At 55.8% G+C, this 21,958-nt stretch carries 17 protein-coding genes and 1 riboswitch; of the genes, 12 read left to right on the top strand and 5 right to left on the bottom strand.

From position 1 onward, the window contains the following. Positions 1 to 210 precede the first annotated feature (210 nt). Positions 211 to 1,392 carry an O-succinylhomoserine sulfhydrylase gene (locus tag EBAPG3_RS07225; protein ID WP_004179960.1) on the top strand — a complete coding sequence of 394 codons (1,182 nt, stop codon included), beginning with the start codon at positions 211 to 213 and terminating at the stop codon, positions 1,390 to 1,392. Between the two features lie 32 nt (positions 1,393 to 1,424). Here EBAPG3_RS07225 and gspF read toward each other — a convergent pair whose 3' ends face one another. The 4 genes from gspF to EBAPG3_RS07245 all read right to left on the bottom strand — a co-directional run bounded on the left by gspF (position 1,425) and on the right by EBAPG3_RS07245 (position 7,344). Beyond that, positions 1,425 to 2,873, bottom strand: coding sequence for a type II secretion system inner membrane protein GspF (gene gspF / locus EBAPG3_RS07230; protein ID WP_227869285.1), 1,449 nt, complete (start codon positions 2,871 to 2,873; stop codon positions 1,425 to 1,427). A 69-nt stretch (positions 2,874 to 2,942) separates the two neighbouring features. Next, positions 2,943 to 4,415 carry a type II secretion system ATPase GspE gene (gene gspE, locus EBAPG3_RS07235; protein ID WP_004179956.1) on the bottom strand — a complete coding sequence of 491 codons (1,473 nt, stop codon included), beginning with the start codon at positions 4,413 to 4,415 and terminating at the stop codon, positions 2,943 to 2,945. Positions 4,416 to 4,429: 14 nt separating this feature from the next. Continuing rightward, the gene (gene gspD, locus EBAPG3_RS07240) at positions 4,430 to 6,631 is read right to left on the bottom strand and encodes a type II secretion system secretin GspD (protein ID WP_227869286.1); all 2,202 of its coding nucleotides are present in this window, start codon (positions 6,629 to 6,631) and stop codon (positions 4,430 to 4,432) included. Positions 6,632 to 6,828: 197 nt separating this feature from the next. Then, positions 6,829 to 7,344, bottom strand: coding sequence for a type II secretion system protein N (locus EBAPG3_RS07245; protein ID WP_004179952.1), 516 nt, complete (start codon positions 7,342 to 7,344; stop codon positions 6,829 to 6,831). A 368-nt stretch (positions 7,345 to 7,712) separates the two neighbouring features. Here EBAPG3_RS07245 and EBAPG3_RS07250 point away from each other — a divergent pair, with 368 nt between their 5' ends. Further along, the gene (locus tag EBAPG3_RS07250) at positions 7,713 to 7,892 is read left to right on the top strand and encodes a hypothetical protein (RefSeq protein ID WP_151898872.1); all 180 of its coding nucleotides are present in this window, start codon (positions 7,713 to 7,715) and stop codon (positions 7,890 to 7,892) included. Positions 7,893 to 8,046: 154 nt separating this feature from the next. Here the strand turns inward: EBAPG3_RS07250 and EBAPG3_RS07255 are convergent, their stop codons facing one another. Then, complete coding sequence (locus tag EBAPG3_RS07255) at positions 8,047 to 9,885, bottom strand: hypothetical protein (protein ID WP_004179949.1); 1,839 nt, start codon at positions 9,883 to 9,885, stop codon at positions 8,047 to 8,049. 556 nt (positions 9,886 to 10,441) lie between these two features. On the opposite strand from EBAPG3_RS07255, the gene gspG reads away from it, so the two are divergent. The 10 genes from gspG (at position 10,442) to EBAPG3_RS07310 (ending at position 21,754) form a co-directional block, all read left to right on the top strand. Next, entirely contained in the window at positions 10,442 to 10,873 is a 432-nt protein-coding gene (gene gspG / locus EBAPG3_RS07260) for a type II secretion system major pseudopilin GspG (protein ID WP_051049086.1), read from the top strand. 131 nt (positions 10,874 to 11,004) lie between these two features. Then, positions 11,005 to 11,526, top strand: coding sequence for a GspH/FimT family pseudopilin (locus EBAPG3_RS07265; RefSeq protein ID WP_004179942.1), 522 nt, complete (start codon positions 11,005 to 11,007; stop codon positions 11,524 to 11,526). Beyond that, positions 11,504 to 11,896, top strand: coding sequence for a type II secretion system minor pseudopilin GspI (gene gspI, locus EBAPG3_RS07270; RefSeq protein WP_151898873.1), 393 nt, complete (start codon positions 11,504 to 11,506; stop codon positions 11,894 to 11,896). The genes EBAPG3_RS07265 and gspI overlap by 23 nt, the downstream gene beginning before the upstream one ends. A 117-nt stretch (positions 11,897 to 12,013) precedes the next feature. After that, complete coding sequence (gene gspJ / locus EBAPG3_RS07275) at positions 12,014 to 12,634, top strand: type II secretion system minor pseudopilin GspJ (RefSeq protein ID WP_004179938.1); 621 nt, start codon at positions 12,014 to 12,016, stop codon at positions 12,632 to 12,634. Between the two features lie 4 nt (positions 12,635 to 12,638). Next, entirely contained in the window at positions 12,639 to 13,553 is a 915-nt protein-coding gene (gspK, locus tag EBAPG3_RS07280) for a type II secretion system minor pseudopilin GspK (protein ID WP_004179936.1), read from the top strand. Beyond that, positions 13,550 to 14,812: a type II secretion system protein GspL gene (gene gspL / locus EBAPG3_RS07285; protein ID WP_151898874.1), complete on the top strand. Its 1,263-nt coding sequence runs from the start codon at positions 13,550 to 13,552 to the stop codon at positions 14,810 to 14,812. The genes gspK and gspL overlap by 4 nt, the downstream gene beginning before the upstream one ends. Beyond that, on the top strand, positions 14,809 to 15,300 hold the full coding sequence (locus EBAPG3_RS07290; protein ID WP_040852974.1) for a type II secretion system protein M: 492 nt from the start codon (positions 14,809 to 14,811) through the stop codon (positions 15,298 to 15,300). The genes gspL and EBAPG3_RS07290 overlap by 4 nt, the downstream gene beginning before the upstream one ends. Before the next feature lie 726 nt (positions 15,301 to 16,026). Continuing rightward, entirely contained in the window at positions 16,027 to 17,910 is a 1,884-nt protein-coding gene (locus EBAPG3_RS07300; RefSeq protein WP_004179928.1) for a S8 family serine peptidase, read from the top strand. Between the two features lie 743 nt (positions 17,911 to 18,653). Then, positions 18,654 to 19,313, top strand: coding sequence for a PEP-CTERM sorting domain-containing protein (locus EBAPG3_RS07305; protein WP_004179926.1), 660 nt, complete (start codon positions 18,654 to 18,656; stop codon positions 19,311 to 19,313). 338 nt (positions 19,314 to 19,651) lie between these two features. Further along, positions 19,652 to 19,738: riboswitch (cyclic di-GMP riboswitch) on the top strand. Between the two features lie 144 nt (positions 19,739 to 19,882). After that, positions 19,883 to 21,754 (top strand): S8 family serine peptidase, encoded by a 1,872-nt coding sequence (locus EBAPG3_RS07310; protein WP_004179923.1) that lies wholly within the window; start codon positions 19,883 to 19,885, stop codon positions 21,752 to 21,754. The last annotated feature ends 204 nt before the right edge of the window (positions 21,755 to 21,958 follow it).

Raw genomic sequence — 21,958 nt, forward strand, 5'->3', positions numbered from 1 at the left:
GTGACTGCCAACACCTGGGTAGGCTCGGGGGCCGCCTGATGGATTATCCCGGTAAAAGGGGATTTGACAAAAACAGTTACCCAGCGTAGTTTAATAACGTAGATTGTGCGCCGATTTGATATTCAGCTTGCGGGCGCGTTATAAATTCGGCTAAAGCGGGAAACCCGTTTTGGCAAATGCTGAACGGGTTTTTTATTTTGGGGGATTTGCATGTCTGATGATTTTGAACTGGAAACATTGGCGCTGCATACGGGCATTCACCGCAGCCAATTCAACGAGCACTCCGAAGCTCTGTATCTGACTTCGAGTTTTGTATTTGACAGCGCTGCCCAGGCCGCGGCGCGCTTTTCCGGCGCGGAACCGGGAAATATATATTCGCGCTTTACCAATCCCACGGTTACGGCCTTCGAAGAGCGGCTTGCCGCCCTGGAAGGGGCGGAAGCGTGCGTAGCGACAGCTTCGGGCATGTCTGCGATACTTGCCTGCGTCATGGGGCTGCTTTCCGCCGGCGATCACGTCGTTGCATCGCGCAGCCTGTTCGGCGCCACGGTGAGCCTGTTCACCAATATCCTCAAGCGCTTCAATATCGAGACCACATTTGTTTCTGCCACCGATATTGCAGCCTGGGAGGCGGCGGTGAAACCTAATACAAAATTATTGTTCATAGAAACACCATCAAATCCGCTCACGGAAATTTCGGACATCGCCGCGCTTGCGGCTGTGGCAAAAAAAGCCGGTGCATGGCTTGCGGTCGACAATTGCTTTTGTTCACCGGCGCTGCAACGGCCCCTGGCTCTGGGCGCCGATCTCGTGATTCATTCCGCCACCAAGTACCTCGAGGGCCAGGGCAGGGTGCTGGGGGGGGCGGTACTGGGAAAGCGGGATCTGGTGATGGAACAAGGAGTGTTCGGTTTCCTGCGCACAGCCGGACCCAGCCTGAGCCCATTCAATGCCTGGGTAATTCTGAAGGGAATGGAAACCCTGAAGGTTCGCATGGAGATGCATTGTGCAAATGCCCTGCAAATTGCCCGCTGGCTGGAAGCGCAGCCTGGCGTGGCGAGAGTCCATTATCCCGGCCTGCCGTCGCATCCGCAGCATGCGCTGGCCCAACGTCAGCAGAAAGCGGGTGGCGGCATTGTTTCATTCGAGCTCAAGAACGGTAAAGAGGCGGCATGGCGCGTGGTGGATTCTGTGCGGCTGATCTCGATCACCGCCAATCTGGGGGACACCAAGAGCACGCTTACCCACCCCGCCACGACCACCCACGCGCGCATCAGTCAGGAAAGCCGGGATGCGGCGGGCATCACCGACGGTCTTCTGCGCATCGCAGTGGGGCTCGAGGCGATCAAGGACATCAAGGCCGATCTGGCGAGGGGGTTAAACGCGTCATAGCGTGCTCTCCGGGAAACCCTTCCAGGGACTGCTTAATGCACCAGCTGGTTAATCTCGATAATGGGGAGCAGTATGGCGAGAACGATGAGCAGCACAATGCCGCCCATCACCAGGATCATCACCGGCTCCAGCAGCGTCAGAAATACCGCTAGGCGCCGTTCGAGCGCCCGGGTCTCGAGCTGTGCGGCACGTTCGAGCATCTGCTCCAGCTTGCCGCTCATTTCCCCGCTTGCCACCAGATGGACAAGCAGGGGGGGAAATACGCGCGTTTCACGCAGCGCCCGGGCGAGGCCCGTCCCTTCGCGTACCCGCGCGATGGTGTCTTCGATGGCCTTGCGCATTACCACGTTACTCATTACGCGCGCACCGGAGTTGAGTGCGGTAAGAAGCGGCACGCCTCCCCCGACCAGAATCGAGAGAGTGCTGGCGAAACGGGAGGTATTTTCACCGCGAATGAGCGATCCCAGCCAGGGCATTCGCAGCAGCAGGGCGTGCCACCGGTACTTTGCCCTGTCGTGGCGCAGCATCATGCGGGCGGCGATCAGGCCGCCAGTGATAGCCGTGAGAAGATAGGGCCAGGCCATGCCGAGAAAATCGCTCAATCCGATCAGCGCACGTGTCAGTAAAGGCAGGTTCTGGCGTGAATGCTGAAATACCTGCACTACCTGCGGCACCACGTAGACCAGCAGTCCGGTAACGATCAGAATGGCTACCACCGTCACCAGGATCGGATAAAGAAGAGCCAGGCTGGTTTTTTGCTTCAAAGCCTGGCGTGCGTCGAGATAGTCTGCCAGATGTTGCAATATTACCGGTAATGCACCGGATTCTTCTCCTCCATGCACCAGTGCGCGGTAAAAATCGGGAAAGCTCTTGCTGTAGCTGCCCAGGGCACCCGCGAGGGAGAGGCCCCCCATCACTTCGGTTCTAATGCCACCCAGCAATTCTCTTGTCGCGGATTCGGCGGCTTCCTCGATCAGCGCCGTAAGCGACTGTTCCACTGTCAACCCGGCTGACAGCAACGTCGCCAATTGTCTTGTCAGCAGGCTCAGTTCAGCCGATGAAATCCCCCGCGTCCAGGGCAGTTGCGCATGCTCCCGGGGCCTTACCTGGTCGACCACCGAAGGCAACAAGCCTTGGGCACGCAATTGCGCGCGCGCCTGGCGCGGCGTATCGGCCTGCACCACGCCGGATACCGTGCGGCCCGCGGCATCCAGCGCTTCATAGCGGTAGGCTTCCATTAGCCTGAATCCGGTAGTTGACCGCTCATTTAATAGCTCGGTGTTATGATAAATAACAATATTTCGTATTGTTCGACGCTCGTCTTCCGGGTAAGGCCGGTACAGGGTGAATGCACAGCTTGGGCGGCACATGACCGCGTTGTTCGCAACGCCTTGAAATGGGGCGTCCCGGCGTGGCACGAGGGACTTCGCGAAGCGGGCATCGGGCAGCGCAGGGATGCGGCGACCGCGTTTCCCGTGCATGGCCGCCCCGCACCCCAAAAACCGTACACTTCACGCCGTCCAACTACCGGATTCAGGATTAAGGAGACCCTATTCGCGCGTTACGCGCACGACCTCTTCCAGGCTGGTCACGCCTTGTGCAACCAGGCGCATGCCGTCATCCCGCAATGACCGCATGCCCCGGGAAATCACGTACTGGCGCAGGTCTTGCTCGGGCGCGCGATCATGGATGCGTCGGCGCAGGTCGTTGTCAACCGTCAGCAATTCGTAAATGCCCGTGCGTCCCCGATACCCGGAGTGATTGCAGGCGGCGCACCCGTGCGCCTTATAAGAAACGTGGGTTGCCGAATCGAATCCGAGGGATCGCAGCTGTGCCGCATCGCCGGCAAAGGGTTCGCGGCACTCCAGGCAAATCCGTCTCACCAGGCGCTGGGCGCCCACCCCGATCAGGCTTGATGCCAGCAAGAATGGTTCAACCCCCATATCCACGAGCCGGGTGACCGCGCTCACCGCATCGTTGGTGTGCAGGGTAGCGAATACCAGATGACCGGTAAGGCTGGCCTGCACGGCGATCTGCGCGGTTTCGAGATCCCGGATTTCCCCGATCATGATGACGTCGGGGTCCTGGCGCAAAATGGTGCGTAAAGCCCGCGCAAAACTCATTTCGATGCGGGTATTGATCTGCGTCTGGCTGATGCCGTCAAGATCGTACTCGATGGGATCTTCAACCGTCATGATGTTGAGTGCGGTCGAGTCAAGCCGCGAGAGCGCGGCATAAAGCGTGGTCGTCTTGCCTGAGCCGGTGGGGCCGGTCACCAGGATAATGCCGTGGGGCTCCCGGATAAGCCTGTCCATATGCGCCAGTGTGGCATCATCCATGCCGAGCCGCGGCAGGTCGAGCCGTCCGGCCTGCTTATCGAGCAATCGCAGCACCACCCGTTCGCCGTGGACGGTGGGAATCGTGGATACGCGTACGTCAACCGGTCTGCCCGCCATCCGTAATGTGATCCGTCCGTCTTGCGGCAGGCGCTTCTCCGCTATGTCAAGGTGCGCCATGATCTTGATGCGCGAGACAAGGGCAGCATGCAGCGCGCGCGCCGGTTCGATCAGGTCACGCAGCGTGCCGTCGATGCGCAGCCGCACCACCGAGCGGGTTTCATAGGGTTCAATGTGAATATCCGAGGCGGTTTGGCGTAGCGCCTGCGTAAACAGCGCATTAATGAGACGGATAACCGGCGCATCATCCTGGCTTTCGAGCAGGTCTTCGACTTTTGGCAATTCTTGAAGCAATCTGGAGAGGTCTATGTCCTGGGCGAGATCACCGGTAAGCGCGGCGGTACCAGCGGCCGTACCATTATAAAGTGTGGAGACAAGCTCATCAAACTCGACGGTGGCGATACGGCGCGCATGCAGGGGTACGCCAAGCACACGGCGCAATTCCGCCAATGCGCTGATTTTTGCGCCGCTACGGACGGCGACCTCTGCCAGACCATTGTCGATGGAGGTCACGACGACGCCGCTGGTCTTGACAAACGCATAGGGGACCCTGTCTGAGAAAGTCATGGGGAGCGAGGTATTTATCGTTTGGGTCCTGTTCCATCGGGGATATCAACCTGACCAGGTATCGCAGGGACCTGCGGTTCACGCGGCGACAGACTAGGAGATTCCACTATCACCGGAACCTGCGGTTCACGCGACGACAGACTGGGCGATTCCACTATCACCGGAACCCGCGGTTCACGCGGCGGCAGACTGGGCGATTCCATGTCAGGCAGCACGAGATTATATCGAGGTTTTGCTTTTCTCTGCTCCCCCAGGATTCGATCATATTGCGCGCCGGAAAGTGGATCGGCAGCCTCACCATCGCGTATCAGCGTTGGCCGCAGGAACACCATCAGATTTGTTTTGTTGCGTGATCGCTTGTTGTAGCTGAATAGTTGGCCAACCCACGGAATCTGTCCCACCAGCGGAATTCTTTCGACCCCGTCGGTGACCGTATCTTGCATCAAGCCCCCAAGCACAATGATCTGCCCGTCGTCCACTAGCACTGTTGATTCGATTGAGCGCTTGTTGGTGATCAAACCATTGGTTGAATTGATGGTACCCGGAACCACACTGGATACTTCCTGAAAAATCTGCACACGGATGGTATTACCTTCGGAGATCAGTGGTTTGATCTTTAACGATAATCCAACATCCTGTCGTGTAACGGTCTGAAACGGTGATGATACGGCGCCACCCACCGGCGGAATGAATTGACCGGTGGGAATCGGAACATTCTGGCCAATGACGATTCGGGCTTCTTCGTTATTCAGGGTCAGCAGCGTCGGGGTGGATAAGATGTTGGCATTGACATCTGTTTCCAGGGCGCGGATGAGGGTATGAAGATTGATAAGGGGTCCGACCCCGGGAATGGCGGTGACAAGACCTTTCATAATACCGATACTCAAACCGGCTCCAGCATTTGTAACAGGATTCTGTGCAATGGAGAGAATACTGCCGCCGCTACCTGTATTGAAACTGGTGCCGCCAAAGACCTGAGTGCCACCCAAGGCAGCATTGCTCAAATTCTGCCATTGAATTCCGAATTCAGCGGCTCTGTCGGCGGTAATCTCTGCAATCAGCGCCTCAAAATATACTTGCACACGGCGCACGTCGAGCTTCTCCAGCACCGCGCGCAAATTGTTATAGATCGCATCAGGTGCGGTGATAATGATCGAATTGGTGGCTGCATCCGCTTGGATAATACCCGCTATGGTGGAAGAGCCAACAGATTGCGTCTGCATCGGGGCCGGTGTGAGCGCGGACGCTGCGGTAGAGCCACCCGCAGCAAGACCGGAAGCAGGCATAGGGGCCGTACCAAGGGACGAGGTTCCAAAAGCCCCGCCGGTTGTTTGGGCCATCCCCGATGATGAAGTCGGCGGAATGATGTTGTGATAAATCGCCCGCAGGGTTTCGGCAAGTTTCACCGCATCGGCATTTTTCAGAAAAACCACATGCATATTGCCCCCGGCGCTGGTGGGGAGATCAAGAACTGTCACCAATTGACGCAGGCGGTGAAGTGCCGCCGGATCTCCCGAGCGAGCCAGCAGACTATTCGACCGGGCGTCCGCGACCACCATAAAGCGTTGGATTGTACTGCCTCCGGACTCTGGTGAAACCTGAGTTGGCACTGCTTCCGCAAACAGACGATTGACTGTTTGCGCGACATCAATCGCCGAAGCATACTGAAGTGGTATGGAAATCGGATCGGTTCCGCTGGGTTGATCGATGGCTTGAATGATTTTTTCCAGGCGCTGAAGGTTGCCTGCGTAATCGGTAATAATCAGCGTATTACCATTCTGGTTGGCGGTAATACTGTTGTTGGGGGCAATGAGTGGACGCAATATCGGAACGAGTTGCAGCGCCGATTCGTATTCCAGCGTGAATACTTGCGTCTGGATCCGGTCGCCGGCGGCGGGGCGCTTGTCGTTCGGACCAATGGTAGGGCTCTGATAAAGTTTGGCATCGCTCTCAGGAACAATTTTGATGACGCCATAATCCTCGACTGCCGCATAACCATGCAGCCGCAATGCCGACAGAAACACATCATATACCAGCGATCTGGGCATTGGCTTCGCCGAAACGATATTGATCGTGCCCTTGACGCGCGGATCAAGCATGAAGTTCTTCCGGGTTATCTCGCTCACTGCTTTCACCACGCCCTCAATCTCTGCGTTGACGAAGTTGAGGGTGACAACATCCGGCTCGCCGGAAGCCGCAAACTTGTTAGTGCGCAAGGCATTTGTTTCCGGAATGGCAGCCCCCGGGTTCGCGGCTCGATCGGATCCTGTTCGCGGTGGCGACCCGTTGATTGCTGTGTCGGCAGACCAGGCCTGACCGATTGAAATCACTATGACTATCCATAAAACCCCCGCGCGTAACCCGCGATACTTCATGTTTTTACCCTCTGCGGTCGCGTCGATCGTGCCGTGTATCATTCGTTAATTTGTGGAGTGAAGGATTCCGCAGGGGAACGGGTTTCCGACGACATGGGGGAATCCGTGGATGAATTTTTCCCCGGCCACACAAGTGTTTCGCGCAATCCATTGCGTTCCAAAATAATATGATTTGGATGCACCTCCGCGAGCCGCACACCGGGAGCGATGTCCTCCCCTTCGAGCACCGCGAGCATCTCCTTTGAATCGAGCTGCATGATCGCATACCCTTGCCTGCCGGGAGAGGCAGCTACAACACCGAGAAGTTTTATCGCAATCCCGGCCGGAGCGGCAATATGATGTTCACGTTGCGCGATACCGAACAAATCGCTGGCAGCCGCCACGTTGCCTCCCGCTTCGACAGGTTCCCGAGTAATCAAGACAGGGGGGGCGGCGAACCATGCCCCGATCCAGTATGCGAGCACCCAGCCAAGCATTGCCAATGCGGCAAGCATTGCCGAAGAGACAATGGCTGTCTGCGTGAAGCTTAAGCGATCAATGGGAAGTCCCCGCATCCTAATATTTATTCGGGATTATTATTGGACACCGACAGCGTTTGTATTCGGTTAATTACCCAATTTTCCAACAGATAGTCTGGATTGATGACTTATGACACTTGGTACCGTAAAACCGAAGGGCTTTGGCTGGGAGTCAGGTTGGGAAATGACTTTCATATCTCCGTAACAAGAATCATAAGCTATTGCGGAGATTGCAAAACGTTAAACAAGGCACTTTTAAGAGGCTAATTCCCGGCGTTTGATCGGTGGAAGCGTAATTGTACCCTGTTCACGCTTTTCCGGTTTGACGAGTTGAGCCCGCCCGGATATTTCACCAGGCAGGTATCAAAACTATCGCTCGTGGGATGGATGATGGCATTTGGCCCATGATGAAGCAATCCAATTGTGCTGCCAGCTTCGCGTGTGCTGGCGGGCGTTTTGCGGCATCTTTGCACCCCATTTCGCGTCAATACGCCCGGCTATTGGCGCGGCGACAGTTCATCCCGCAAACCACCTCCCATCATCCCAACATCCGGCAAAATATCGGGGCCAAATCCGGCGGCTAAGACATCATACCGGCGAAAGCCGGGATCCATGTCATTCTGCGGGCCAAGTTTCGCCTGGACTGGATTCCGGATAAGCCCGGAATGACGAAATTAATAGTATTTTCTGGCCGGACCAACAGACGGGAAGAATGAGGTCTTGCACAGGTAGCGACCGCTACTGAGCCGGGTTTTGCTGAGCCGCCGTCAATTGACTTTTCCAGGAGGCGGGCAAGTTCTGAACCCAGCCGTTATAGACGACCGGAATGGGCAGAATGCCCTGGCCCCCCATCCCGCGATTACCACTGATGGTGGCGTCACTTTGGGTACCGCCAGAAGCAAAGAGCCCCACTTTTCCTACGATCGAAGCATCTGACGGATTACCATCTCCATTTGGATCGGGATCAACCACAAGCATCCTGTTGGAGAATTTGCTCGAAACATAAGCGTAATACCCACCTCCTTGCTTGGCGCCATATTGCACACCGTGGCAACCTGGGTCACACGCCAGCATTGCAACCACTGTATCCGTCGTTGTCAAACCGGGTCGTGTATCCACGACAGTAATGGTTCCGGTGAGGGTGTTGGCGGTAACCATGCTTTTTCCATTCGGAGAGACCGGCGTTTGAATCGGGAGTGCCCCCACCGGACCAGAAATTGCACCCGTCACGGGATTATAGTTGGCAATCAAATTGATACTTTTGATCACGGTATGCGTATTCATGTTGATTACTGTCATGGTGCTGTCAAGCAAATTGGCCACATAGTATTTGCTGGCATCCGGCATCATGCCCGTGGCCAAGGGGTGTCCAAAGGGGCTGCTTGCCGGCAGAATGGACTCAATCGAGTTGGAGCTGAAGTTATACTGGGTCGTATCCCCTGTGAACACATTCGGGGTAACCATCTTTTTCCCATCATGGCTCATCCAGTGCGCATGAGCATTCCCCCGTCCGATATCGATACGCCGCTCCACGCCGGTCGCAAGCGGTGCAAGCTCCATGACCGAATCCGTCCGGGTATCGCCGTTGTTGGTGACATGGAGTTGATCGGTATCCGTGCGGGTCATAACATGCGCGGGTGCTTCACCCACTGATACATTGCGGATAAACATCCCCGTCTGACGATCGAATACAGCCAGCTTGCTGTCAAACCATTGGGTTGCGTAAATGATATTCTGGTTCCGGTCAGTCCACATGTTATGCGGATTATTCATATTGATGGAAGGCAATGCCACTTTCCGTGTGACTTGCCAGTTGGCACCGCTCACTGCGGTAATAGTCCCCGGTTTTGATTTACCGGAAGTCGTTTCAAACTGCGTTGCCACCCATATCTCGCCGACCGCCGGTACTATTGGATTTCTAAGGAGTTCCAGCGTAACATCGTTCCCGTAACGGGCATCGAGCACCGCCGGGAGATTGACTACACCGATGTCCACACGCACATCGACATTAGGATAGGTTACATGCCAGGGAACGCTGGACGCGTAGTTCTGCCAGTTTCCTGGATTGGTCGCAATAAAGAATGTCCGCAGAAGACGCGTGGCCAGGTCACTGCTGCTGGGAACGGTAATGCCATTGATCAAGCTGATGGAATTCCCCAGATCCAGCCCCGTTGTTTTTGGATCATCAACAATGACGGCACCAAACATGTAGGGATGGATGCTGCATGTAAAAACGTATAACCCGGGGGTCGTCAGCGTAATAGTATCTCCACCTTTTTTCGGTGAGGTATTAAATGGCATACCGGCGGCTCCAGTGGGATAAATCAAACTGGTTCTCGTATGCACCGTATTTGAATTCCCCGAAAAATTAACTCGCACGCCCGGCGCTGTCACCGCAAGCGAGCGCGTGCCGGCAATCGTCGCACCGGTATCAAACCAGCGCCCAGGAGTGTCCGTAAGAGAAAAATTCACCTCGTTTCCACTGGCCTGGCTGAGCCCCGGTGCGGCGAGAGTTGCTACGGCTGCGATAGACAAGCATGTGACGAAGCGCCCGCCTTTCAATAAGGTTGTGAACATGATGTATTTATTTCCTCAAAAATTAAAAAAAAGTCGCCATACAAGGGGATTTCAACCTAAACCAGGAAGTTGTAGTGACCTCGGTTGAAGGTCATGGTGCCAAAAGTCGTTGTGGATGATGGTGTCAAACTGAAAAATGAGGACTCAACTGTCGGATTCGAGTTCAAATAACATGGAAACAGCTCGCTTTCCTGGGCTAATGAATTGTTCCTGTTTTGCGGATGTATAAAAATCAGGCTATTTTTGCATTATTTCATGGATTTTTTGTGAATTGACAAACTGGCCTGATTGAATTGAAGGTGCAATCCTCGGAAATTCCGCCCGGGGAGTTTCGCGCCGGTTTCGGATAGGCGTATTTTAGACCAAACTTGATTTTCTTTATTGATGGATATCAAAAAACTGCAAAACGGTTGCCATGCGGCGGAGCAAAATCGACAACAGGCAAATTCTTAGGTAATCTTGTCTTGATTCATCTTATCGCTTGTATTCCAATGATGCTTAAAAAATAATGGGAAATGCTGTTTCCAGTCCAATTGACAAAAACCATGCGCCAATTATGACAGATAGGCGTAAGCAGCTGGGTTTCACCTTGCTTGAGGTGATGGTGGTGGTTGTCATCCTGGGAATTCTCGCCGTGATGGTGGTGCCAAAAATCATCAGCCGGCCGGATGAAGCGCGGATAATCGCCGCGAAGCAGGATGTTGCCAGCCTGATGCAGATGCTCAAGCTTTACCGTCTCGACAATCAGCGCTATCCAAAAACAGAGCAGGGATTGCAGGCACTGGTGACAAAGCCGGCGGTTCCGCCGATTCCACCCAACTGGAAGACGGGAGGTTATGTGGAGCGCCTCCCCAAGGATCCGTGGGGTAATCCCTACCAGTACCTGAACCCCGGCGTACACGGAGAAATTGATGTTTTCAGTTTTGGCGCGGATGGCGTCTCGGGCGGCGAAGGCAACGACGCCGATATCGGCTCCTGGAATCTCTAAGGAATCACGGAATAGACCAGGAATTTGTCCTTAATGGAGACCGTGGTTTTACGCGACAGGATTCCCTGGCGGCGCGGAAGCCAGGAGAGGGTTATTCAAAGACCCCCTGGTTTCCAGGGTGGGCGAAAATCGTGATCACCGCGATCACAGGGAAGAGAAACCGGGGCTTCACACTTATCGAGGTACTGGTCACGCTGGTGATCATGGGTCTTTTTGTCGGACTGGTCACCGTCATCATACGGCCGGATGAGCGCGCGCTGCTTCGCGTCGAGGCGGAGCGGCTGGCACAGCTTCTCGATCTTGCCGGCGTCGAAGCGCGCATCTCGGGCAGGCCCATCGCATGGACTGGTGACGGCCCGGGCTATCGGTTCTGGCGGTATCGCGAGAATACCGGATGGCTGGAAATTCGCGGTGATGAGTTGTTGCGTGCGCGAACACTGCCGCAAGGAATGACGATTGCCGGTCTGCTGATTGAAACCATGCGCGCCCGGGATGCCATGCGGCTGGAATTCAGTCCTCAGGGTTCAACGATGGCTTATGCCATAAAGCTGGCGTTTGGCGCGGAGTATTACACCGTGGCCGGCTCCCCGGTCGGGGATGTGCATGTGTTGCCGGGACAAGACATGGCAAATGGCAAGAATGCGCCGCAATAGCGCCGGATTCACATTGATCGAAGTGCTGGCCGCGCTGGCGATTATCGCGGTTGCGCTCATGGCGGCCCTGCGCGCTACGGGACAGGGTACGAGCAATGTCGGCGAATTGCGTTCCCGCCTGTTCGCCAGTTGGGTCGCGGAAAATCTGCTGGCTGAGCAACGTGCGCGGGGCGAATGGCTGCCATCGGGGACCTATCAGGGTACGGCCCGTCAGGGAAATACCCATTTCATCTGGCGTGAGGAGATCAGTGAGACGTCCAACCCCGCCTTTCGCCGGGTCAATATCCTCGTATTCGCGGTTCCCCAGGAATCCTACGTGCTTGCACAGCTTAGGGGGTTTCTGGTGCAGCCGCCGGCAACCGTTCAATGAACCTCAATCTAGCTGTTGACGGCTTATTCGTTAATCCGGCGCCATGGTCCACAAAAACCGCTTCCAGAACCTGGTCTTAACGTTTCCTGGTGAATTCATCTTCCTGCCGGATTTAGGATGAAATCCATTTCCGGCGCGATGTCCCATGGGTTTACATTGATCGAACTGCTGACCGCATTGATTATCCTCTCCCTGCTGGCGCTGATGTCGTATCGCGGACTGGGTGCGGTGCTCGATGCGCGGGAATATGTCCGGCACGAGACCGAAAAATGGCGGCGTGTAACATCTTTCTTCACGCGCTTTGAGCGTGACATGCAACTTGCGGCACCACGCCCGGTAAGGGTTGCGTCCGGTACCGTGCCGGCGTGGAATGGGAAGCTTCAGGCAACACCTGAAGGCGGATCATCGCCACATCTGGAGTTCAGCCGTTTTGCCTCGGCTGATGGCATGGATACCGCGCGGCGGATTGGCTACGTGCTTAACGAAAAACAGGAAATCGAGCTTTGGCTGTGGCCCGGTCTCGATGTCGCACCCGGCGTGCAACCGGAGCGGTATCCCGTATTGACGGGAGTTACCACACTCGAATTACAATATCTTAATGCTGATCGACTATGGATGAGTATCTGGCCGGATATGTTGGCGGGTTCGCCGATTGCCGCGATTTCTTCGATTCCCGAGGCAGTGCGCGTGCGTATCATGCTGGCCTCGGGCGAGAAAATCGAGCGCATTTTCCGCTGACGTCATGAGAGCGGCGCAACGCGGTGTGGCCGTTGTACTTGCCATGGGGGTCGTTGCGCTTGCCGCGATAGCGGCGACCGCGATTATCGTCCCGCAGAGTATCTGGGTGCGGCAGAATCAACTCACGAACGAACATGTCCAGGCACAAGTCATGGTGCAAGCCGGGGTGGACTGGATTCGCGCCGTATTGAGCGATGACCGCCGCGTGAGCAATGTTGACCATCTGGGGGAGGCATGGGCCTTGCGAATGCCTGTGATGCCCATCGAGAAAGGCGAGCTTGCCGGCCATATTGATGACCAGCAGGGCATGTTCAATCTCAATAATCTGGTACAGGAGGGAAAAGTCAGCGCCACGCACCTCCCCCGCTTCAAACGCCTGCTGGCGCTTTTGAATTTGCCAGGCACGCTCGCCGATGCGCTTGTCGACTGGATGGACGCGGACAGCGCGCCACAGCTGCAAGGGGGCGCGGAAGATGAATACTACCTTGGGCTGAATCCACCTTACCTTGCTTCCAACCGGCCGCTGACCGATGTGGCTGAACTTGCGCTGGTCCGTGGTTTTGACAGCCCGACACGCGCACGTCTGCGCCCGTTTGTAACGGCACTGCCGCGCTTTACCAGCATCAATGTGAATACCGCACCGCCGGAGGTTCTGGCCGCCACGATAGAAGGCCTGGGGATCAACGGTGCGCGCATGCTGGTCGAGCAGCGCCAGCGCGCCTATTTTCGCGATAATGCCGATTTTCTTAACCGGCTTCCCCAGGGTGCGGTGGCGGAGGATAGCGATGTCAGCATAAGCAGCGATTATTTCATGGCGACGCTGCGCGTAACGATAGGCGAGGCGCAGGCCCGAGCCATGGTATTGCTTGCCCGTGTGGATGCCGGATGGCCCATCATCATCTGGCGCAAATACTTATGAGTCTGCTTAAAATTCATTGCCGGCTACCGGATGAATCGCTCCAATGTGATTGGGTCTGCATTGACGAGGATCGCGGGCCCATCACCGGTGCGGGTCCGCTCGAGGGACAGCTTGCCGATCTGCTGCAATGCGCCAGCCATGGGCGCGTCAGGCGCGTGCAGTTGATCATACCCGCCGCCCAGGTCTTGCTTACGCGTGTCCGTTTACCCCCCGCGGCCAAGCGTCGTGCAAATGCCATACTTGCCTTTGCGATTGAAGAGGAAATGTTGCGCGAGCCGGACGCCAGCCAGGTAAGCTGGGTCGGTTCCACCGGAGATGACGACGTACTTGCGGTTGTCGACAGGAAACAGCTGCAATACTGGCTCGATGCGCTTGGGGCGGCGGGTATGCGGGTTGATGAGATGCACTGTGAAACACTGTTGTTGCCGTGGATAGCGGGTGAATGGAGTCTCGCCTGGGATGGCCGCGAAGGATTTGTGCGCACCAGCGAGTTCGAAGGTGCGGCGACCGATTGCGGTAACCGGGCGTCGCCCCCGCTGTCCCTGCAGCTCATGCTGGAAGAAGCGGAAGCGCGTGGAGCCAAGCCCATATCCATCGCCCTCTATACGGTGGCGCCAGCGGGCGAATCGGCTGGAGAGCCGATGCTGACGCCTGATACCGCTGCCTGGCAGAAAGAACTTGGCGTCTCCATCCGCTTCGGGGGAGGGTGGGACTGGCGGAAGGGACTCACAGATGCCAGCGTCAACCTGTTGAGGGAGCACAAGCGCGGGCGCGTTTTTTCCGGATTGATGTCGCGTCTGCGGCCGGCGGCCTGGATAGCAGGGGGTGCGCTGGCACTTCATGCCATTGCGCTTGCCGCCGACTGGACATTGCTTGCCAGCGAACAGCGGGTATTGCGTCAGCAAATGGAGTCGCGGTTTCGTGCCATCTTTCCCGACGCGGTCGCCGTGGTGGACCCGGCTCTGCAAATGCGCCGTAAACTCGCCGAGACCCGTCATGCCGCCGGCGTACCCGATAGCGGCGATTTCCTGCCGATGATCGAAATGGTGGCGATGGGGCTGAAGGAATCGGCTCCGGGCAGCCTGCGCACCGTCACCTACGAGAATGAGCGGATGACGCTGGAGCTTGCTGCCATGGACGAAGCGGCGGTGCGCCGGATTGCCGCACGCTTGCGGGAAACCGGCTTGAGCGTGGATGTTTCCCCCGCTCCCGCCGAAGCAGGGACCGGCGTCGTTGTCATCCACCTGAGGGCATCATGAGAGCACGAGTTCTTGGGCTCTGGGAATCGCGGGCACCGCGTGAGCGCGTATTCATCGCAGTTCTGGTCGTTTTTTTGGGTATAACCCTGTATCTATGGCTGATAATGGAAGCAGACCGGGCACGTACCCAGTTGCGTGCAAGCGTTCCGCTGCTTCGGGCACAGTCGGTTCGCCTCCAACAACAGGCATCCGAACATGAGAGCCTGCGGGCCGCGCCACCTCTGGCAGCATCAACCGATGACCTGCGCACGCTGATGCAAACCGAGATTAATACTGCGGGGTTATCCCATGCACTGGTCAGCATTGACGCGGCGGACACCAATCAGGTTCAGGTAGTGTTCAGCGCGGTGCCATTCGCAGACTGGCTTAACTGGGTTGCGGCAATGCAATCCCGGCAAATACGCTTCGATGGCGGACGGATCGAGGCCCTGCCGGAACCAGGCAGGGTGAATGCGACAGGAACATTCATGCGCATCACCGTGCATTAGGTTTTTTATCCAGTACACAATATAGCGTTATACCAGCGGCATCGGTGCATAGTAGTCTTTCATGCATTATTTGTTTGTCGCTCTCTGGCGACATGCAAAATTCATTGTTCTCAACCAGTTATGTCAACTCATCAATAGGGTGTTGCTGAAAGGCTACAATTTTCCCCTCGCATTCGTAGTAACTTATTATTCTATATGGTTAATATGTTCTGGCATGAAAAATGCTTATATTGCATGGCCGGACCATTCGATAAAACTCAAGGAGCTATCACAGATAAAACGTACAGAAACCACATAACAAAAATCAAAGTAAAAAAGAGGGATTCAAAAGGATGACAATGCAAGGTAATACCCTGGAGTACACGACATTCAAGCTGCTCCTGGAGTAATCCGGATTTTATAATCGGATTGGTATCAAGACATCATAAGAGTCCATCCAGGGCCATTCTGTCCAGTTTCTTCCCTTCTTTGACCCGTTGTACAGGGTGTGTGCAGGCTGTGGCTGACCGGGGCGGAAATCTCCCGGATAGCTTTCCAATTTATCGATCTTCGAGCAAGGCCCATGTTATCCATCAGCTTATGGATCAGCGGGTGTCGGGCAGGAGTTCTCCTCCTTGCGAATGACTATGGGGATGAGGAGATTCCCATGGCGCTTTCTGCTTTCATGGCGCTCTTAAATGTGGGATTTTTCAAAACCGGAATAAATTACAAAGAGGGAATCGAAGCATGAATATCATTAAATACGCACCCGCTGCCGCCGGCATAGAAGGCCGGATTTCAGGGGACGCACCATCAAATTTTTCTGAGTTCTCTGGCTCATCGCGCTTCAGTTTCCCGCGCCACAGTGTCGCAGTGCTGTTGCTGACGGGTTGCATGGCGGTCTCGGCGGTTTCCAGCGCCGCGCCCCCGGAAGGCAAGGGGCCGCGCCCCGAGACATGGGCAAAAGGACGGATCCTAGTGATGCCGCGTGCCGGGCTGCCGGAAACGGAGTTGGCAAAGATACTCGGCGCCCATGGCGGCAAGGGCCGGAAGATCGGCCAGAGCGACCTGTACATCGTGGATTTGCCGGGCAACGCCTCGGAAAAAGCCATTGCCGCGCGGCTCGCTCACCACCCGCACCTCAAGTTCGCGGAACCCGATTATCTGGTGACACCCGATTTCGTGCCGAATGATCCCTATTATGGCAGCGCATGGCACTTGCCTAAAATCGGCGCATCGTCCGCCTGGGATAAATCCCAAGGCACCGGAGTGACCGTTGCCATCCTGGATTCAGGGGTCGATGGCACCCATTCCGATCTTTCCGCACGCATGGTGCCGGGATGGAATTTCTATGACAACAACTCCAATACGTCGGACGTATACGGCCATGGCACCAAGGTCGCCGGCGCAGCGGCGGCCGCCGCCAATAATGCCATCGGCGTCGCCTCTGTCGCAGGCCAGTCGAGAATCATGCCGTTACGTGTTACCGATACCAGTGGTGCGGGCTATATAAGCATGATTGCGCATGGGGTGACGTGGGCAGCTGATCGTGGCGCGCGGGTTGCGAATATCAGTTTTGCAGGGGTCGCGGGCAGCTCGACGATCCAGAACGCGGCGCAATACATGAAGAACAAGGGCGGGCTGGTGGTGGTGGGGGCTGGTAACAGCGGCATCAATGAAGGCTATGCGCCTACCACGACGCTGATCGCGGTTTCCGCCACCGATAGCAATGATGTTAAAACGAGTTGGTCGAGCTATGGCAATTTTGTTGCCGTGGCAGCGCCTGGCGCCGGGATCTGGACCACAACCCGTGGCGGGGGCTATGGAGCTGTTTCCGGTACCTCGTTTTCCAGCCCGGTAACCGCTGGTGTCGTAGCGCTCATGATGGCGGCAAAGTCAACGTTGTCCAATACCCAGGTTGAAAGTCTGCTGTATTCCACCGCTGTCGACCTGGGTACCGCTGGACGCGACTCCTACTATGGCTATGGGCGAGTGAATGCCGCACGCGCCGTGCAGGCTGCCGCAGGCACCACCACCATTGCGGACACCCAGGCTCCGGCGGTTTCGATCTCAGCCCCCCTCGGGGGCGCAACGGTGACGGGACTGGTTCCCGTGAATGTGACAGCAACCGATAATGTCGGCGTGGCCCGCGTGGAGCTGCGGGTCAACAGCACCACGGTGGCGATTGACACGGCGGCCCCGTTTGGATTCACCTGGAATTCGGCCGGCACACCCAACGGCATGGCCAGCCTGGTGGCTTATGCCTTCGATGCGGTCGGCAACTCCAAGGCTTCGACCTCTGTGGCGGTGAATGTGGCGAATGGCACCGTAACAGTTGTCAAAGATATCACTCCACCGGTGGTAAAAATCATCAATCCGGTCGCGGGTAGTGTTAGCGGTAATGTAGCGATCAGCGTGAATGCAACTGACAATGGTGGCGCTGCAGGCATTACGCAGACGATTTATATCGACGGCGTGGCGAAGGCAACCGGAATCGGCGGCGCACTGAGTTACAACTGGAGTACCCGTTCCACGAATATTGCAGCCGGAATCCACACGATCCGTGCACTAGCGAAGGACAAGGCGGGTAATGCTTCCTCCGCTTCCGTGAATGTAACCGTTATCAAGTAAAACCCGAACCTATTGATACGTCTGTGCACTGGGCCAGGCATCCACACCGGCCCAGTCCTTTTTTGGATCTGGCAACAGCGATTTTGAGAGTTTGGTTGAGTAATGCTGCCCTCTCGATTGCTCCGTGTTTAATAGGATCTCTATTAATAGGTTCTCCATTTAAATGAATCGAGCTCCCGGTGAATGCGCCGAGTTGTATCAATATCCGGAGCCGGCTGATTTTGTCGGAATTTCTTACATTGCCTTATTGAGGCCTCCTTCCTCCGGATGTCACCGATTCTTGAATTTAAATGCATGTTGGCGACGCATAAGGCATCTTATTATTAGGGCCTGTTAACACTTATTTCGCACCCGCGTTTTTTGTGCGCACCCCGAAGGGACGGGACGGATTTCATCCAGCCCTTCGTTACTCGCCGCTTACGGAGGTCTCCTCCGCCGCGCGGCTCATGCCTCGTGCTGGAGAAATCCGTCGCCGTCGCGGGTGCGAAATAAGTGTTAACAGGCCCTAAATAGCCGACAGCCGCCTTGGAGGCGGCTCCCACCGATATCCATAGAAGATTAACTTTTTCGTCGTTCAGAGCGAGTGATTCCTGGCCCTTGAGCAAATAACTGACGGAAAAATTTACATATTTTTAATAAGGTTATATATTAACTATAATAATCAATATATTATAATCATTCTCTATCTGGCACGACATTTGCTTTGTTATTAATCGGGTCACTTAATACTTGGAGAATGAATCATGAACATAAAAAAAGTTTTTAAAGCGAGTGCCACAATTGCTTTGCTGGGTGCATTTTACTCAGGTAGCGCATCCGCAACGCTTCAGCTAGGCACAGGATTGATCGGGGGTTCAGGAGATGTCCAGAATGTGCTGCTTACGCAACCCGGGGTTCTCGATACTCTCGTAGTCGGCGAGCTTAATCAGACCCATCAACTCGTCAACTTTACCAGTAACGAAAATATTATAGTTCCTGGAGGCGGGCAGGCGCGTATTGAGGCCGCCGATGGTTCCTTTAATCATATCGAGTGGGGGCTGGACGATCCGCTTCTCGGCTTTGCGAAAGTGCAGTTCAATATCGATGCCGGAGCGAATGGATCTGCGAATATTTTCCTGATCGATCAGTTCGGTGCGACTTTCAGCTTCCTGAACCAAGCCTTGGATGGGTCGGGACAGAACTTCTTCACCGGCTTTTCCCTGGATAATCAGGTGATCGTAAGAGTAATCATCGACAGTGCCTCCGGAATGACGGGTATCAGCGACTTGGAGCAAGTCCGCCTTGGTCCTACCGATCGTACAGTACCCCCTATTGAAATACCGGAACCCGCAACACTGGCGCTTCTTGGCCTGGGTCTATTGGGTATCGGCATATCACGCAGACACAAAAAGCAACTAGCCTGATCTGCTTAATACAGGCCTGACAACAGACCCGCTTCGGCGGGTTTGTTATTTGGTACGACCATGGAAGTGCATTAAATAGGCGCCTATGCGCGTCGTTCCCAAGCATGCAAGCAATCATCATGGTTGTGTTTGCATTTTTCTGCATGGAATGGCGGATGTCCCGGAATGTACGTACGGAAATGTAAATCCACGCAGGATTTTGTACAGGTTTAAGGCGTATTCATCAGCAAGGGATTGCCGGTCCGGTTTTTCCTATCCATTTTCACTCTTCGGCGAGTTGTACTTCAGTCCAATAGGCGGCGCGCGTCATCCATGCAATGATGACGCAACATTTTTAGATCTGCAAAGGGCAAACCCCGTGAAAACGGGGGACGCAAAGTCATCGGTCTACCGGGCAAAGGCCCCAGGACGGCAGGACTGCCAGATAACGCCGCTTCCCTGATCAATGTCATAGATTGACGGGAATCAAGCAAGATGCTCGGATGGACTTTATTGTCCGGCGCTAGAGCATTTTTCAATCCAGGCCTATTCCGGTAGTTCCGCCTCCACACCACGAGGAGGAACTTCAAATGAGCATCAGCAATCAGGCATCACCTTCCGGCATTTCAGGGCTGGCTACCTGTGTATTTCCATCAAGTGGCTTGAAACCTGTTACACGCGCCCGGTTCGGTTTGGTCGCGGTTATATTGGCGGCCTGCATGGGATTCCATCCAACCATTTCCGACGCCGCACCCCCGGAAGTCAAGGGACCGGGCGCTGGTTCCGAGACATGGGCAAAAGGACGGATCCTGGTGGTGCCCCGTGCCGGGCTGCCCGAAAAGGAGCTGGCAAAGATACTTGGTGCCCATGGCGGCAAGGGCAGGAAGATCGGGCAGAGCGACTTGTACATCGTGGATTTGCCGGGTAATGCCTCGGAAAAAGCCATTGCCGCGCGGCTCGCCCATCACCCGCACCTCAAGTTTGCGGAGCCCGACTACCTTGTAACCCCCGATTTCGTGCCGAATGATCCCTATTATGGCAGTGCGTGGCACTTACCTAAAATTGGCGCAGCATCCGCGTGGGATGGTGCCCAGGGCGCCGGAGTAACCATTGCTATCCTGGACTCGGGGGTCGACAGCGCGCATCCCGATCTCGCCGCGCGCATGGTGCCGGGATGGAATTTTTATGACAATAACTCCAATACATCGGACGTATATGGCCACGGCACCAAGGTAGCCGGCGCGGCGGCAGCGGCAGGCAATAACGGGGTGGGTGTCGCATCCGTTTCCGGTCAATCGAAAATCATGCCCATCCGCGTCACCAATACCAGCGGTGCTGGATATGTAAGCATGCTGGCGCAGGGGACGACATGGGCGGCCGACCGTGGGGCGCGTGTTGTCAATATGAGCTTCGCCCTGATAGCGGGCAGCTCGACGATCCAGAATGCGGCGCAATACATGAAGAACAAGGGCGGGCTGGTGGTAGTGGGTGCGGGTAACAGCGGTATCAATGAAACTTATGCGCCCACCACCACACTGATCGCGGTATCTGCCACCGACAGCAATGACGCCAAGGCCAGCTGGTCGAGCTATGGCAATTTTGTTGCTGTGTCCGCACCAGGAGCCGGTATCTGGACTACAACCCGGGGTGGGGGCTATGGGGCGGTATCCGGTACCTCGTTTTCCAGCCCGGTTACCGCCGGTGTCGTGGCGCTCATGATGTCTGCCGCCCCTACGTTGCAGAACACCAAGATCGAAAGTCTGTTGTTCTCAACCGCCGTTGATTTGGGTGCTGCCGGACGTGACCCCTATTATGGCTATGGGAGGGTTAATGCGGGAGCAGCGGTAAAGGCTGCCGTTGCCGCTGTTCCTGTAGCGGACACTCAGCCTCCGGTGGTTTCCATCTCCGCGCCTCTGGGCGGCGCAACGGTGACGGGGCTGGTTCCCGTGAATGTGACCGCGACCGATAATACCGGCGTCACCCATGTAGAACTGCGGGTGAACAGCACCACGGTGGCCATCGACACTTCTGCGCCATTCGGATTCACCTGGGATTCGACCGGTACACCCAACGGTATGTCCAACCTGGTTGCCTATGCGTTCGACGCGGCCGGCAACTCCAAGGCTTCAACCGCCGTGGCGGTGAATGTGGCCAACGGAACCGTAACGGTTGCCCAGGACACCACAGCGCCGGCCGTACAAATCATCAATCCGGTGGCAGGGAGTGTCTCGGGTAGCAATGTGGCTATCAGTGTGAATGCAACCGACGATAGCGGCGCCGCAGGCATTACACAAACGGTTTATATCGACGGCGTGCTGAAGGCAACCGGAAGCGGGAGCACGCTAGGGTACAACTGGAATATCCGTAAAGTCGCGGCCGGAACGCATACCGTTGAAGTCGTGACGAAGGATTTGGCAGGCAACGCTGCGTCCGCTTCCGTAAATGTAACGGTAATCAAGTAGTCAAATAGCATCGCGGGCAGATGCTCGCGCGATGAAACCCGGGCCAGGTATCGTACATGGCCCGGTTTTCGACGACGGCCCGTCATTCCGTTTTTTCTGCCTGGATGATGCAACCCGCCAGTGGATTTTTCTCATGGAAACCATAAGTCCGTCTTTACTTTTGCATTTTCTCTGCTACAAAAAGAAGTGTCATGGATGTTACCT

Origin of the sequence: Nitrosospira lacus, from assembly GCF_000355765.4 — a bacterium.
GTDB classification, from domain to species: domain Bacteria; phylum Pseudomonadota; class Gammaproteobacteria; order Burkholderiales; family Nitrosomonadaceae; genus Nitrosospira; species Nitrosospira lacus.

Bases quoted from the DNA above. Each gene is read 5' to 3' on its own strand.
- EBAPG3_RS07225 (WP_004179960.1), top strand. From the start codon at position 211: ATGTCTGATGATTTTGAACTGGAAACATTGGCGCTGCATACGGGCATT.
- gspF (WP_227869285.1), bottom strand. From the start codon at position 2,873: ATGCACGGGAAACGCGGTCGCCGCATCCCTGCGCTGCCCGATGCCCGC.
- gspE (WP_004179956.1), bottom strand. From the start codon at position 4,415: ATGACTTTCTCAGACAGGGTCCCCTATGCGTTTGTCAAGACCAGCGGC.
- EBAPG3_RS07245 (WP_004179952.1), bottom strand. From the start codon at position 7,344: ATGCGGGGACTTCCCATTGATCGCTTAAGCTTCACGCAGACAGCCATT.
- EBAPG3_RS07250 (WP_151898872.1), top strand. From the start codon at position 7,713: ATGATGAAGCAATCCAATTGTGCTGCCAGCTTCGCGTGTGCTGGCGGG.
- EBAPG3_RS07255 (WP_004179949.1), bottom strand. From the start codon at position 9,885: ATGTTCACAACCTTATTGAAAGGCGGGCGCTTCGTCACATGCTTGTCT.
- gspG (WP_051049086.1), top strand. From the start codon at position 10,442: ATGACAGATAGGCGTAAGCAGCTGGGTTTCACCTTGCTTGAGGTGATG.
- gspI (WP_151898873.1), top strand. From the start codon at position 11,504: ATGGCAAGAATGCGCCGCAATAGCGCCGGATTCACATTGATCGAAGTG.
- gspJ (WP_004179938.1), top strand. From the start codon at position 12,014: ATGAAATCCATTTCCGGCGCGATGTCCCATGGGTTTACATTGATCGAA.
- gspK (WP_004179936.1), top strand. From the start codon at position 12,639: ATGAGAGCGGCGCAACGCGGTGTGGCCGTTGTACTTGCCATGGGGGTC.
- gspL (WP_151898874.1), top strand. From the start codon at position 13,550: ATGAGTCTGCTTAAAATTCATTGCCGGCTACCGGATGAATCGCTCCAA.
- EBAPG3_RS07290 (WP_040852974.1), top strand. From the start codon at position 14,809: ATGAGAGCACGAGTTCTTGGGCTCTGGGAATCGCGGGCACCGCGTGAG.
- EBAPG3_RS07300 (WP_004179928.1), top strand. From the start codon at position 16,027: ATGAATATCATTAAATACGCACCCGCTGCCGCCGGCATAGAAGGCCGG.
- EBAPG3_RS07305 (WP_004179926.1), top strand. From the start codon at position 18,654: ATGAACATAAAAAAAGTTTTTAAAGCGAGTGCCACAATTGCTTTGCTG.
- EBAPG3_RS07310 (WP_004179923.1), top strand. From the start codon at position 19,883: ATGAGCATCAGCAATCAGGCATCACCTTCCGGCATTTCAGGGCTGGCT.